Genomic DNA, 14,085 nt, shown 5'->3' with positions numbered 1-14,085 from the left:
TAGGGGGGGAACACTCGCGTTGGCGGTCCGGTCCCCCCGCCCCTGGGCCCCCCCCCCCCCCCCCCCCCCCCCCCCCCCCCCCCACCCTCCCCCCCCCCCCGCGTTCGTGTTCACCGCCGGTCGTTCAGCCGGCGCGTGGCCACCGCTCGCGTCGGGTCCTCCGGCCACGGGTGCCGCGGATAGCGCCCGCGCAGCTCCGCGCGCACCGCGCGGTAGCCGTCCTGCCAGAAGGACGCCAGGTCCGCCGTGACGGCGGCGGGGCGTCCGGCGGGGGAGAGCAGATGGACCAGCACCGGGACCCCCGCGACCGTCGGTGTCTGCGTGAGACCGAACAACTCCTGGAGTTTCACCGCCAGTACGGGCTGCTCCCCGCCGTAGTCGACACGTACGCGCGACCCGCTCGGCACCGCGATGCGCTCGGGTGCCAGCTCGTCCAGCCGCGCCGCCTGGCCGGACGACCAGGGCAGCAGGCGCCGCAGCGCCTGGCCCGCCTCGATCCGGGCCAGATCCGCGCGGCGCCGGGCCTTCGACAGCTCCGGCTCCAGCCAGTCGTCCGCGCCGTCGAGCAGCGCGGTGTCCGAGACGTCCGGCCACGGGGCGCCCACCGCCCGGTGCAGGAAGCCCAGTCGCTCCCGCAGCGCCTCCGCGTCCCGCGTCCAGCGCAGCAGCGCGCCGGGGCCCTCATGGCGCAGACCGTCCAGCAGCGCCGCCCGCACGCGTGCCGGGTCGGGCTCACGCAGCCGCCGCGCCGAGAGTTCGACCGCGCCGAGCCGCGTCACGTCCCTGGCGACGACGTCACCGTCCTCCCAGCGCACCTCCTCGCCGGAGACGAGCAGATGCGCGGCGGCGGTACGGGCGGTGTCCTCGTCGATGACGGCGGCCAGCCGCACCCGCGCGGACACGGCGGTCGCGGGCCGGTCCGCGACGGCGACGGCCAGCCACGGCGCGTCGCGCAACCCGGACCCGTCACCCAGCTCCGCACCGGTGCCCGACACCATGAGGAACGCCCCGGAGCCCCGCGCCCGCGCCACCCGCTCGGGAAACGCGTACGCGGCCACGACCCCGACCACGGTGTCGTCGGCGACCCCGCCGCCAACGCCGCCTGCCCGTACGCCCCTTCCGCTCCCTGCCTGCCCGTCCGTCCCCCCATCCACCTCGGCGCCCGTCGCCACCCGCTGATCCGGCCCGGACGACCGGTCGGCGGTGCCGGTCGTGTGGGTGCCGTTCCGGTGCGGGTGCCGGCCCTGGCCGGTTCTGTCCGCCCCGTGCGTGCCCCGTTCCGCGTGGGCGTCCCCGGCGGCGTGGCCGTCCCGCCGCGAGTGCTCGCCCCGGCCGTTCCCGCCCGCGGTGCCGGTCGTGTCGGGGCCGGCGGCAGGCCCGTGGGTGCCGCCGCGCTCCGGCCCGCCCGGCAGCGCCGAGGCCAGCCGGCGGGACTCCTGGCGCCAGCGGGCCGCGTAGCCGTCGTCGCCGCGTTTCGCGGAGCGCCAGGCGGACGCCAGGTCGTCCCCGTACGCCCTCGGGAGCTCCTCGCTCAGCAGCGCCACCACCTCCGCCGCCCGGCGCGCGCCCACCTCCCGCGCGCCGTCGAGCAGCGCGCGGGCCAGGCGCGGATGCAGGCCGACGCGGGCCATCCGGACCCCGCGCCCGGTCACCCGGCCCGCCGCGTCCACCGCGCCGATCGCGGCGAGTACCGCACGCGCGGCGGCCAGCGCCCCCGCCGGCGGCGCGTCGAGCAGCGCGAGGCCCGAGGCGTCCGGGGCGCCCCAGCACGCCGCCTGCAAGGCGAACGCCGCCAGGTCGGCGACCTTGATCTCCGGTGCGGGGAACCGCGCGAGCCGCGCGTCCTCGGCCCGGTCCCAGCACCGGTACACCGTGCCCGGCGCCTCGCGCCCCGCCCGGCCCCCGCGCTGCCGCGCCGTCGCCAGGGACGCCCGCACCGTGGTGAGCGCGCTCAGCCCCCGCGCGTGGTCCGTACGCGGCTCACGCGCCAGCCCCGAGTCCACCACCACCCGCACACCCGGCACCGTCAGGCTCGACTCCGCCACCGAAGTCGCCAGTACGACGCGGCGGTTGCCGTCCCCCGGCCCCGCGAGCACCGCGTCCTGCACATCCGCCGGCGCCCTGCCGTGCACCTGGAGCACCTCGGCGCCGAGTCCGTCCCCGCCGCCCAACTGCCCCGCCACACGCCCGATCTCGCCGACCCCCGGCAGGAACACCAGGACGTCGCCCGCGCGCTCGGCCAGCGCCCCGCGCACCACCGAGGCCACATGGCCCAGCAGCGCCGGATCGACCCGCATCCCGTGCGGCGGACGCACCGGACGAGGCGGCGGCGCCCACACGACCTCCAAAGGATGCGTCACTCCCCGCGCCTCCACCACGGGCGCGTCCCCCAGCAGCCGCGCCCACCCCTCGGCGTCGGTCGTCGCGGACGCGGCCACCAGCCGCAGTTCGGGACGGAGCGTGGCCCGCACGTCCAGCAGGAAGGCCGCCACCGTGTCCGCGTCCAGGTGCCGTTCGTGGCACTCGTCGATGATCACCACGTCGACGCCGCCGAGTTCCTGGTCGCGCTGGAGCCGCTGGAGCAGCACCCCGGTGGTCACCACCTCCACCACCGTTCCGGGCCCCGTCACGCGCTCCCCGCGCACCGTGAACCCGACGCTCCCGCCGACCCGCTCGCCCAGCAGCCACGCCATGCGCCGGGCCGCCGCGCGCGCCGCGATCCGGCGCGGCTCGGCCACGACCACCCGCCGCCGCGGCCCCCGCGGGCCCCCGTCGAGCCCCGCCAGCCCGGCAAGCACCAGCGGCACCAGCGTCGTCTTGCCCGTGCCGGGCGGCGCGCACAGTACGGCGCAGCCCGGCCCGTCGAGGGCCGCCTCCAGCGCGGGCAGGGCGGTACGGACGGGCAGGGAGCCGAGGGCGTCTTCGCGGATCACACCCTCAGTCTCGTACGCAGACGAAGATCGCCGACCCCGGGATCAGATTCCCGCGCAACGGCGACCAGCCGCCCCACTCCTGGGTGTTCCAGGCCGGCCACTCCGGCTCGACCAGGTCGACCAGCCGGAAACCGCCCGCCACCACGTCCCGTACCCGGTCGCCCAGCGTCCGGTGGTGCTCCACGTACACCGCGTGCCCCCGCTCGTCCTGCTCGACGTACGGCGTGCGGTCGAAGTACGACGAGGCCACCGACAGCCCCTCCGGCCCCGGCTCGTCCGGGAACGCCCAGCGGATCGGGTGCGTGACCGAGAAGACCCAGCGCCCGCCGGGGCGCAGCACCCGCCGTACCTCGCGGAAGACGCGCACCGGATCGGCGACGAAGGGGATCGCGCCGTAGGCGGAGCACGCCAGGTCGAAGGAGCCGTCCCGGAAGGGCAGCGCCCCGGCGTCCGCCTCCACAAGAGGTACGTCGTCGCCGATGCGCAGCGCGTGCTGGAGCTGCCGGTGGGAGAGGTCGAGCGCCACCGGGCGCGCGCCCTGCCGCGTCAACCAGCGCGAACACTGCGCGGCTCCCGCCCCGATCTCCAGGACGTCCAGGTCCTTGAGGGACTCGGGCGGCCCCAGCAGCTCCGCCTCCACCTCGTCCAGGCCCTCTGGTCCCCAGACGAACCGCTCGTCGCCGAGGAAGGTGCCGTGCTCGATCTGGTAGTCGTCCGCGTTCCGGTTCCACCAGCCCCGGTTGGCGCGGCTGCTCTCCGTGCTGTCGCTGTCGCGGCGGGTGGCCTCCGGCTCCTGCCGCGCTGCCTGCTCTTGGCTCATCGTGTCCGTCGTCGTAGTGTGCGGAGAGGCGTCACGAACCGTGCCGTCCTGTAGCCGGCCGGTAGCGGCTCGGGCCGCGGCGATGCCGTCGTGGCCTCATGAAACGATTGTTGTGCCGGGTATGGGGCGTTCCGCCCCCGGTGTGCGCCTTCGCGCATTGACCGTGTCCGGCTGCCCCCGTATGCTAAAGGTTGCGCTGCGGGCTTGCGCGCCTCAGACGTAGCAGGCCGCGCTCGCATCTGTTGTTGGGTCCCCTCGGCTGTCGAGGCGCCTTCCTCTCGGGAACGGCGCTTCCTTGGCTGTCCGGTTTCCGGCAGATGGCGATACGGGCTCTCGGCGTGGCAGTACCTACGACTCAATGTCCGTACCGGAGCCTTTACCCACATGACGAGCAGCACCGAGACCACCGCCACCACCCCGCAGGTTGCGGTCAACGACATCGGTAACGAGGAAGCATTCCTCGCCGCGATCGACGAGACGATCAAGTACTTCAACGACGGCGACATCGTCGACGGCGTCATCGTGAAGGTCGACCGGGACGAGGTCCTGCTCGACATCGGTTACAAGACCGAAGGCGTCATCCCCTCCCGCGAGCTCTCGATCAAGCACGACGTCGACCCCAACGAGGTCGTCGCCGTGGGCGATGAGATCGAGGCCCTCGTTCTCCAGAAGGAGGACAAGGAAGGCCGGCTCATCCTGTCCAAGAAGCGCGCGCAGTACGAGCGCGCCTGGGGCACGATCGAGAAGATCAAGGAAGAGGACGGCATCGTCACCGGCACCGTCATCGAGGTCGTCAAGGGTGGTCTCATCCTCGACATCGGCCTCCGTGGCTTCCTGCCGGCCTCTCTCGTCGAGATGCGCCGCGTCCGCGACCTCCAGCCCTACGTGGGCAAGGAGCTCGAGGCCAAGATCATCGAGCTGGACAAGAACCGCAACAACGTGGTCCTGTCCCGCCGTGCCTGGCTCGAGCAGACCCAGAGCGAGGTCCGCCAGACGTTCCTCACGACCCTGCAGAAGGGCCAGGTCCGCTCCGGCGTCGTCTCCTCGATCGTCAACTTCGGTGCGTTCGTTGACCTCGGTGGCGTCGACGGTCTCGTGCACGTCTCCGAGCTCTCCTGGAAGCACATCGACCACCCCTCCGAGGTTGTCGAGGTCGGCCAGGAAGTCACCGTCGAGGTCCTCGACGTGGACATGGACCGCGAGCGTGTCTCCCTGTCGCTCAAGGCGACGCAGGAAGACCCGTGGCAGCAGTTCGCCCGGACGCACCAGATCGGCCAGGTCGTCCCCGGCAAGGTCACCAAGCTCGTTCCGTTCGGCGCGTTCGTCCGCGTCGACGAGGGCATCGAGGGTCTGGTCCACATCTCCGAGCTGGCCGAGCGCCACGTGGAGATCCCGGAGCAGGTCGTCCAGGTCAACGACGAGATCTTCGTCAAGGTCATCGACATCGACCTCGAGCGCCGTCGCATCAGCCTCTCGCTGAAGCAGGCCAACGAGGCGTTCGGCGGCGACCCGGCCTCGGTCGAGTTCGACCCGACGCTGTACGGCATGGCCGCTTCGTACGACGACCAGGGCAACTACATCTACCCCGAGGGCTTCGACCCCGAGACCAACGACTGGCTCGAGGGCTTCGAGGCTCAGCGCGAGGTGTGGGAGACCCAGTACGCCGAGGCGCAGACCCGCTTCGAGCAGCACCAGGCGCAGGTCATCAAGTCCCGCGAGGCCGACGAGGCCGCGGCTGCCGAGGGCGCTGCCGCCCCGGCGGGCGCTGCTCCCGCCGCCTCGGGTGGCAGCGGTGGCGGCGGCGGTTCGTACTCCTCGGAGTCCCAGGACAACTCCGGCGCCCTGGCGTCGGACGAGGCCCTGGCCGCCCTGCGCGAGAAGCTGGCCGGTGGCCAGAGCTGACGCTCCGACCCCGTAGCGGCCGGTAGACAGTCCGACGTGAGGCCCGTTCCCTTCGGGGAGCGGGCCTCACGCGTGCCTGACGCGTGCCTCAAGGAAGAGGACGGTGCTCGGCGGTGCCGCCGGGCCGCCGGGCGCCAAGTACCGTACGTGGTCGGCGTACCGGCCCCCGTACCACCGGCGCGGGTCCCGGGGCGCCACGCGCGCGGGTTCTCCGCCGACCGTGCGCCCGGCCGGATGCGGGGCGCACGGGTGGGGAATGCTCACGCCCGGAGGCGCGTTCTTCCTGAGGAACACGAGGAGGACCGGTAATCGTGCTTGATCCGCAGGATTTGTACGAGTGGGAGCCCAAGGGCCTGGGAGTCGTCGACATGGCGCTCGCCCAGGAGTCCGCGGGTCTCGTCATGCTCTACCACTTCGAGGGCTACATCGACGCGGGGGAGACCGGCGACCAGATCGTCGAGAACCTGCTGGAGTCGCAGCCGAACCAGGTGGTGGCGCGCTTCGACCACGACAGACTGGTCGACTACCGGGCCCGCCGCCCGCTGCTGACGTTCAAGCGCGACCGCTGGTCGAGCTACGAGACGCCGACGCTGGAGGTGCGGCTCGTCCAGGACGCCACGGGCGCCCCGTTCCTGCTGCTGTCGGGGCCCGAGCCCGATGTCGAGTGGGAACGTTTCGCGGCGGCCGTGGGTCAGGTCGTGGAGCGCCTCGGTGTACGGCTGGCCGTCAACTTCCACGGCATCCCGATGGGCGTCCCGCACACGCGCCCCGTCGGCATCACACCGCACGGCAACCGCACGGACCTGATGCCGGGCCATCGCAGCCCCTTCGACGAGGCGCAGGTGCCCGGCAGCGCCGAGGCACTGGTGGAGTACCGGCTGATGGAGGCCGGGCACGACGTGCTCGGTGTGGCCGCCCACGTCCCGCACTATGTGGCGCGGTCCTCCTACCCGGACGCGGCACTGACGGCCCTGGAGGCGATCACGGCGGCGACGGGACTCGTCCTGCCGGGCGTCGCGCACGCCCTCCGTACGGAGGCGCAGCGCACGCAGACCGAGATCGAGCGCCAGCTCGGCGAGGGGGACGAGGAACTGGTGACGATGGTGCAGGGCCTTGAGCACCAGTACGACGCGGTCGCCGGCGCCGACAGCAGGGGCAACCTGGTGGCCGAGCCGGCGGAGCTTCCGTCGGCGGACGAGATCGGGCGCGAGTTCGAGAAGTTCCTCGCCGAGCGGGAGGGCGACGCGTAGGACGTGGGATACGAAGTGCCGGGCGCCCACGTGCGGCGCGCGTTGGCCGGGATGTCCCGTGCGGACGGCGTCTCGTAAGACGCGGGTCCACGGCCTAAGCTGCCAGGCATGCTGAAAGTGGGCCTGACCGGCGGGATCGGTGCCGGAAAGAGCGAAGTCTCCCGACTGCTGGTCTCGTACGGCGCGGTGCTGGTGGACGCGGACAAGATCGCCAGAGAGGTCGTCGAGCCCGGGACTCCCGGGCTCGACGCTGTTGTCGGCGCCTTCGGGCCCGGCGTCCTCACCGCCGACGGTCGGCTGGACCGGCCCAAGCTCGGGTCGCTCGTCTTCTCCGACAGCGAGAAGCTCGCCACCCTGAACGCCATCGTCCACCCTCTGGTCAGAGCACGTTCGGCGGAGCTGGAGGGCGCGGCGGGTGAGGACGCCATCGTCGTCCACGATGTGCCGCTCCTGGTCGAGAACGAGCTGACCGGGCTGTACGAGGTGGTCGTGGTGGTGGACGCGTCGTCCGAGACCCGGCTGGACCGGCTCGTACGGGTGCGGGGCATGGCCGAGTCCGAGGCCCGCTCGCGGATGGCCGCGCAGGCCACCCGCGAGCGGCGGAACGCCGCCGCCGATCTGGTCATCGACAACGACGGGCCGCTGGAGAAGCTGGAGCCGCAGGTCAGGGACGTCTGGGAGCGACTGGTCGAGCGAGCCGCCGCGGAACGCTGAGGTACCGGGCGGCAGGGCTCCGGAATACCGCCGATGCGTGCGATGTTGAACGCCCGGACCGAGGGGAAGGATTGGACCGTGCCCGAGAGCCCGGAGACCCACGTCATCGACTACCGCGCGGCGGAGCAGTTGCTCGCCGCGCGTGATCCGCGCGGTGCCGTCAAGCTGCTGGACTCCGTGATCGCGGCGCACCCCGAGAACACGGCCGCCCGGCTGCTGCGCGCCCGCGCGTTCTTCGCCGCCGCCCAACTGCGGCCCGCGGAGCTGGAGTTCGAGCTGGTCCTGGAGCGCGAGCCGGACAACGCCTTCGCGCACTTCGCACTGGCCCGTACCTACGAGCGGTCGGGGCGGCCCGAGCAGGCGACGAAGCACTTCAGACTGGCCGCGGCGCTGGACCCGAAGCCCGAGTACGTCAAAGCCGCGCGTTTCGACTCCGGGTCCGGTGCGGGTGACGGCTCCGGGTCCGGCGACTGACCTCTCCCGGCCGGTCGCCGCCGGTCTCGTAGCCGCTGCCGTCACCGTCGCTGCCGTCGTCACCGGTGCTCCGGTGGCTGTGAACCTCGTACGGCGGGACGTCAGGGCCCGGCTGGAAGCTCGAACCCTGCCGTTTCCGGTGGACGACCACCAGGAAATCCGTCGCGACGATCAGCAGCAGCACCCCGCAGGCGATCGCCCAGCCCGGACGGCCGGCGATCGCGAAGGCCGCCGTACCGAATCCGGTCCAGATCAGGCCCCAGACACTCAGCCACCAGCGCATCCGCAGCGGACTGCGGGCGGTGAGCGGTTCACTTCCGGTGCGCATGGCATCGCACCTCCTGTGAGAGATGTACCCGGTCCGGGCCCCTGATCCACCGGGGCGCCGGACCCGAAACGAACCGACGGCGAATTCGCCGGTCGGATCGCCCGGAGAACGATGATTTCCCGGCGGGGCGGGTGTCTACCTCCTTGAAAGCCACACCACGCGCATCACGGAGGAGACCCCCTATGTCCGAGGCTACGACCATCCCCGCGCAGACCGCGCCCGCGTCCGCCGCCGCTTCCCCCGCCCACACGGGGCCCTCACGCCGCACGGACCTCACGGTGCGTACGCTCCAGATCGTCCTGGCGCTGTTCCTGGCGGTCGCGAGCGCGGGCCCGAAGCTCGTCGGCCACTCGTCGGCGGCCGACTCGTTCGACACGATCGGCTTCGGCGACTGGTTCATGTACCTCACCGGCGTCCTCGAGGCGGCCGGCGCCGTCGCGCTGCTGATCCCGGTCCTCTCCGGTGTCTCGGCGATCGCGCTCATCGGCCTGATGATCGGCGCCTTCATCACGCAGCTGACCGTCTTCGACGGCGAGAACGCGCTGACGCCGGTGATCTTCCTGGGCCTCCTCGCCGTGGTCGCGTGGGTCCGGCGGCAGCGGACCGCCGAATGCGTCGCGCTGGTGCGCAGCCGGATCTGACCGATGGCCGACCTGCCCCGTCATGCCTGAAGACCGCATCCTCACACCGTGAGGGGATGCGGCCTTCAGGCATGACGGGGGCGCTGTCAGACCCCCCGCCTAGACTCGCGAAGTAACGAGATCTTGAGGTCTGCGACCGAGGCGGAGGGAGTGCGTGACGATGACACGAGACGTGCCGAGCCACACGCCGGCCGACGCCCCGACCCCTCCTCCCGCCGGCGTGCCGACCTCTGCCCCGACGCCCCTGGCCCGCTGCGCGGCCCTGTTCCTCCCCGCCGGTCTGCCCCGTGAAGGACATGTCGCGTTCTGGGCGCCGGAGGGGGAGCCGCCCGCCGGCGGCGACCTCCCCACGTCCGATCTCACGGTGGTGGCCGCGCCGGACCGGGCCGACCGCCCCGACCACCCCGACCGCGCAGGCCCGGCGGACGGCCCCTCCGTCCGCACCCGTGTCGTCCGCGCGGTGCTCATGCCCGTCGCCGAGGCCCTGCCCCTGCTGGTCCGTGCCCGTTCCGACGCCTCCGCCCACCCCTCCGCCGCCTGCTGGGGCGCCGCCGCGCTGCACGCCCTGCACCTGTCCGCCCGGGGCCGGCTGCTGCCCGGACTCACCGCGTCCGACCACGACGCCTGGCGGGCCGGCCCGCTGGACGCGGACGACATCGCCCAGCTGCGGGCCATCGCCGCCGCCATGCCGTACGAGGCGCACGCCGTCCCCGCCCCCGGTCCGCTCCCGCCGCGGCTGCCCGAGCCGGAGGCGCTGGTGCGCGCCTTCCTCGACGCGGTCGCCGACGCCCTGCCGCGTACGCCCGCCGCCGCGTTCGCCGCGGGCGCGCCCTTCGCCGCGCACACCGCGCAGCATCTGCCCCGCGCCCGCTCCTGGGCGGCCGAGGCGGCGGCGGGGATGGACGCCGGTGTGCGCGTCTCGTTGCGCCTCGACCTCTCCGCCTACGAGCTGTTCGACTCCTCGTCCGAGCCGGAGACCCCGCAGGAGCCCGGCGCCGAGCGGCGCGCCGGGGCCGCCCTCGTCCAGATCCACAGCCTCGCCGACCCGACGCTCGTCATGGACGCGGAGCAGCTCTGGGCGGGCGACGGCGACGACGTCTTCGGGCCGCGCGCCCGGATCGACGCCCTGCTCGCGCTGCGCCGTGCCGCCCGTGTCTGGCCGCCGCTCGCCCGGCTGCTGGAGTTCGACGTCCCCGCCGTGCTGCCGCTCTCCGAGGACGAGCTGCACGAACTGCTCGGCCCGGGAGCCGCGAGCCTCGCCGCCGCCGGAGTTGCCGTCCACTGGCCCAGGGAGCTGGCGCGTACGCTCTCGGCGGCCGCCGTCGTACGCTCCGCGCCCGGCTCGGCCACGGACGGCACCCCCTTCTTCGACAGCGCCGAACTGCTCAAGTTCAACTGGCAGTTGGCGCTCGACGGCGATCCGCTCAGCGAGGCGGAGATGGACGCGCTCGCCGAGTCGCACCGGCCGATCGTCAGGCTGCGCGACCAGTGGGTGGTGCTCGACCCCGACCTCGTACGGAAGGCGCGCAAGCGGGAGCTGGGCCTGCTCGACCCGGTCGACGCGCTGGCCGTCGCCCTCACCGGCTCGGCCGAGGTGGACGGCGCGACGGTCGACGCCGTCCCGTCCGGCGCGCTGGCGGTCCTGCGTGACCGGCTCGTCCACGGCCCCGCGGCCGTCGCGCAGCCCGCCGGACTGGACGCCACCCTGCGCGACTACCAACTGCGCGGCCTGGCCTGGCTCGACCTGATGACCTCCCTCGGCCTCGGCGGCTGCCTCGCCGACGACATGGGCCTCGGCAAGACGATCACCGTCATCGCGCTCCATCTGCACCGCGCCCGTCCGGTCCCGACCCTCGTCGTCTGCCCCGCCTCCCTCCTCGGCAACTGGCAGCGGGAGATCACCCGTTTCGCGCCCGGTGTTCCCGTCCACCGGTTCCACGGCTCGGGCCGGACACTGGACGGGGTGACGGACGGGTTCGTCCTCACCACGTACGGGACGATGCGCGGCAGCGCTTCCGAACTGGCCGCCCACACCTGGGGGATGGTCGTCGCCGACGAGGCCCAGCACGTCAAGAACCCCTTCTCCTCCACCGCCAAGGCGCTGCGCACCATCCCGTCGCCCGCCCGCGTCGCCCTGACCGGCACCCCCGTGGAGAACAACCTCTCCGAGCTGTGGGCGCTCCTCGACTGGACGACCCCCGGCCTGCTCGGACCGCTCAAGACGTTCCGTGCCCGCCACGCACGCGCCGTGGAGAACGTGGAACACGCCGGTTCTGCGGGCACCACCGCGAGCGACGAGGCGGTGGAACGCCTCTCCCGGCTGGTCCGGCCCTTCCTGCTGCGCCGCAAGAAGTCCGATCCCGGGATCGTGCCCGAGCTGCCGCCCAAGACGGAGAGCGACCATCCGGTGCCGCTCACCCGTGAACAGGCGTCGCTGTACGAGGCCGTCGTGCGCGAGACGATGGCCGCCATCGAGAGCGCGGAGGGCATCGCCCGGCGCGGACTGATCATGAAGCTGCTCACCGCCCTCAAACAGATCTGCAACCACCCGGCGCAGTATCTGAAGGAGGAGCGTGCCCGGCTCACCGGCCGGTCCGGGAAGCTCGCCCTGCTCGACGAACTGCTCGACACGATCCTCACCGAGGACGGCTCCGTCCTCGTCTTCACTCAGTACGTGTCGATGGCACGGCTCCTCTCCGCGCATCTCACCTCCCGGGCGATCCCCTCCCAACTGCTGCACGGGGGAACGCCCGTCGCCGAACGGGAACGGATGGTGGACGACTTCCAGGCGGGACGGACCCCCGTCTTCCTGCTCTCCCTCAAGGCCGCCGGCACCGGCCTCAACCTCACCCGCGCCGGTCACGTCGTGCACTACGACCGCTGGTGGAATCCGGCCGTCGAGGAGCAGGCCACGGATCGCGCCTACCGCATCGGGCAGACGCAGCCGGTGCAGGTCCACCGGCTGATCGCGGAGGGCACGGTCGAGGACCGCATCGCCGAGATGCTGGCCGCCAAGCGTGCCCTGGCCGACGCGGTGCTCGGCTCGGGCGAGGGAGCACTGACCGAGCTGACCGACCGTGAGCTGGCCGATCTCGTCTCGCTGCGGAGGCCGTCATGACCGCGCGTGCCTCCCGGCACGACGACCGCCGTCGTACGTTCCCGGCCCTGCCGCCCGGGCGCGGCGCGGCCGGCGACACGGACCTCGCCACAAGCTGGTGGGGCAACGCCTGGGTGGAGTCCATGGAGGACGTGGCGCTCGACGCGGCCCGGCTGCAACGCGGGCGCGCCTACGCGGGCCGCGGACACGTGGACGCGATCACGGTCACCCCGGGCCGGGTCATGGCGTACGTGCACGGCTCACGGCCCCGCCCGTACCGCACGGAGATCCGGCTGCGCGTCCTCGGCGACGACGACTGGGAAGACCTCCTCGACGCCGCGGCGGCCCGCCCCGACCACATCGCCGCCCTCCTCGACAAGGACATGCCGCACGCGCTCGCCGCCTCGGCCGACCTGCTGCCGACCGCCGGGGACCTGACACCCGACTGCTCCTGCCCCGACGACGGGCTGCCCTGCAAGCACGCGGCGGCGCTCTGCTACCAGACCGCGCGGCTGCTCGACGAGGACCCGTTCGTCCTCTTCCTGATGCGCGGGCGCGGCGAGCACGAGATCCTCGCCGACCTGACCCGCCGCAACGCCACCCGCTCCGCCGCCGAACGCGGCACGACGGCGCCGCCCATGCCCACGGTCGACGCGGCCTCTGCGATGGCTCCCCGCCCCTCGAGGGCCCTGCCGCCCCCGTTCCCACCACCGGCCGACCCCGGCCGCCCACCCGTCTATCCGCACGCTCCCGGCGCCCCCGACCCGCTGGCGCTCGACCTGCTCGCGACCGAGGCCGCCGGCCGGGCGCACACGCTCCTCGCGACCGGTGTCGACCCGGTGGCCGGCCTCACGCCCTGGCAGGACGCCGTCCGCCTGGCCGCCGCCCACCCCGGCTCCGGGCTCACCGCCTCCACCCGCGCCCTCTACCGGGACCTCGCGGCGGGCACCGGCCACAGTCCCACCGACCTGGCCCGCGCCGTCGCCGCCTGGCGCCAGGGCGGCCTCGCGGGCCTGGCCGTGCTGGAAGACGCCTGGGACCCGCCCGCCGGACCGTTCGACCGCGCCCGTCCCGCACTCGCCGCGGCCGACTTCCCGCACTTCCGGCCCTGGCGCAACCGTCTCTCCCTGCCGTCGCTCCAACTCCGTTTCGGCCGCGACGGACTCTGGTACGGCTACGAGTCGGACCGCGACCGCGAGGACTGGTGGCCGCGCGGCACCCCCGACACCGACCCGGTGGGCGCGCTCACGGCACTTCTCGGACGGTGACCGGTAGGCTCGTCTCCGTCACATCCACAGACCAAGGGGGCGCGGTGGAAGCGGAGTTGGTGGCATTGGCGGCCGCGGGGGCGACGGCCCTCGTGCAGCAGATGGCGACGGACGGCTGGACGGCGGCCCGCGACCGGATGGTGGCGTTCTTCGCGGGCCGGGGCGCGGCCACCCCGGCCTCGGTCGAGGAGGAGCTGGACACCGTCCGGGCCGAACTGGTCGCGGCCCAGCGGGACGAGGACGAACAACTGGTGGCCGATGTCCACACCGAATGGCGCACCCGGCTCCGCCGCACCCTGACCGCCGACCCGGCGGCGGCAGCCGAACTCCGCGCGCTCCTGGACGAGTTGTCTCCCCCCACCCCCGGGACGCAACAGGCGTCCGTCGTCTACAACAACACCATGAGCGGCACGGTGTCGGACGGCCCGGTCATCCAGATCGGCTCGGGCACGGTCCACCAATGGGGCCCCGGTCCCCAGGGCCGCCCGGGAAGCCCCCCGGCCTGACCGGGGGGACCGGCCCACGGCGGCACAGCGGTGGGGGGGGGGGGGGGGGGGGGACGGGGGGGGGGGGGGGGGGGGGGGGGGGGGGGGGGGGGGGGGGGGGGGGGGGGGGGGGGGAGGGGGGGGGGGGGGGGTTGGTGGGGGGGGGGAGAGCC

The 14,085-nt window shown here is 73.7% G+C and carries 11 protein-coding genes; 8 read left to right on the top strand and 3 right to left on the bottom strand.

Annotated features, from left to right (window positions below; translation table 11 throughout):
• Positions 1-110 precede the first annotated feature (110 nt).
• A complete protein-coding gene (locus ACZ61E_RS24960; RefSeq protein ID WP_469702083.1) occupies positions 111-2,933 on the bottom strand; it encodes an ATP-dependent RNA helicase in 2,823 nt (940 codons plus the stop codon).
• A gap of 4 nt (positions 2,934-2,937) precedes the next feature.
• Positions 2,938-3,753, bottom strand: a complete 816-nt coding sequence (locus tag ACZ61E_RS24955) for a class I SAM-dependent methyltransferase (protein ID WP_469702082.1) — start codon at positions 3,751-3,753, stop codon at positions 2,938-2,940.
• Between the two features lie 384 nt (positions 3,754-4,137).
• On the opposite strand from ACZ61E_RS24955, the gene rpsA reads away from it, so the two are divergent.
• From rpsA to ACZ61E_RS24935, 4 genes are all read left to right on the top strand, one after another.
• Entirely contained in the window at positions 4,138-5,655 is a 1,518-nt protein-coding gene (gene rpsA, locus ACZ61E_RS24950) for a 30S ribosomal protein S1 (RefSeq protein ID WP_469702081.1), read from the top strand.
• 311 nt (positions 5,656-5,966) lie between these two features.
• Entirely contained in the window at positions 5,967-6,905 is a 939-nt protein-coding gene (locus ACZ61E_RS24945; RefSeq protein ID WP_469702080.1) for a PAC2 family protein, read from the top strand.
• A gap of 108 nt (positions 6,906-7,013) precedes the next feature.
• The gene (coaE, locus tag ACZ61E_RS24940; protein WP_469702079.1) at positions 7,014-7,619 is read left to right on the top strand and encodes a dephospho-CoA kinase; all 606 of its coding nucleotides are present in this window, start codon (positions 7,014-7,016) and stop codon (positions 7,617-7,619) included.
• A 78-nt stretch (positions 7,620-7,697) separates the two neighbouring features.
• Positions 7,698-8,093, top strand: a complete 396-nt coding sequence (locus ACZ61E_RS24935; RefSeq protein WP_469702078.1) for a tetratricopeptide repeat protein — start codon at positions 7,698-7,700, stop codon at positions 8,091-8,093.
• On the opposite strand, the gene ACZ61E_RS24930 is transcribed toward ACZ61E_RS24935, so the two are convergent.
• Entirely contained in the window at positions 8,032-8,421 is a 390-nt protein-coding gene (locus tag ACZ61E_RS24930) for a DUF6343 family protein (protein WP_469702077.1), read from the bottom strand. The genes ACZ61E_RS24935 and ACZ61E_RS24930 overlap by 62 nt on opposite strands.
• A gap of 182 nt (positions 8,422-8,603) precedes the next feature.
• Here ACZ61E_RS24930 and ACZ61E_RS24925 point away from each other — a divergent pair, with 182 nt between their 5' ends.
• The 4 genes from ACZ61E_RS24925 to ACZ61E_RS24910 all read left to right on the top strand — a co-directional run bounded on the left by ACZ61E_RS24925 (position 8,604) and on the right by ACZ61E_RS24910 (position 13,933).
• Positions 8,604-9,062, top strand: a complete 459-nt coding sequence (locus ACZ61E_RS24925; protein ID WP_469702076.1) for a DoxX family protein — start codon at positions 8,604-8,606, stop codon at positions 9,060-9,062.
• A gap of 160 nt (positions 9,063-9,222) precedes the next feature.
• Positions 9,223-12,180 (top strand): SNF2-related protein, encoded by a 2,958-nt coding sequence (locus ACZ61E_RS24920; RefSeq protein WP_469702075.1) that lies wholly within the window; start codon positions 9,223-9,225, stop codon positions 12,178-12,180.
• Positions 12,177-13,427 carry an SWIM zinc finger family protein gene (locus tag ACZ61E_RS24915; protein WP_469702074.1) on the top strand — a complete coding sequence of 417 codons (1,251 nt, stop codon included), beginning with the start codon at positions 12,177-12,179 and terminating at the stop codon, positions 13,425-13,427. The genes ACZ61E_RS24920 and ACZ61E_RS24915 overlap by 4 nt, the downstream gene beginning before the upstream one ends.
• Before the next feature lie 44 nt (positions 13,428-13,471).
• Entirely contained in the window at positions 13,472-13,933 is a 462-nt protein-coding gene (locus tag ACZ61E_RS24910; protein ID WP_469702073.1) for a hypothetical protein, read from the top strand.
• Positions 13,934-14,085: the final 152 nt, after the last annotated feature.

The sequence above is a fragment of the Streptomyces sp. NPDC104581 genome, from assembly GCF_055583685.1.
The sequence above is the reverse complement of the archived record's forward strand: the minus strand, read 5'-3'. Positions and strand labels throughout refer to the sequence as shown.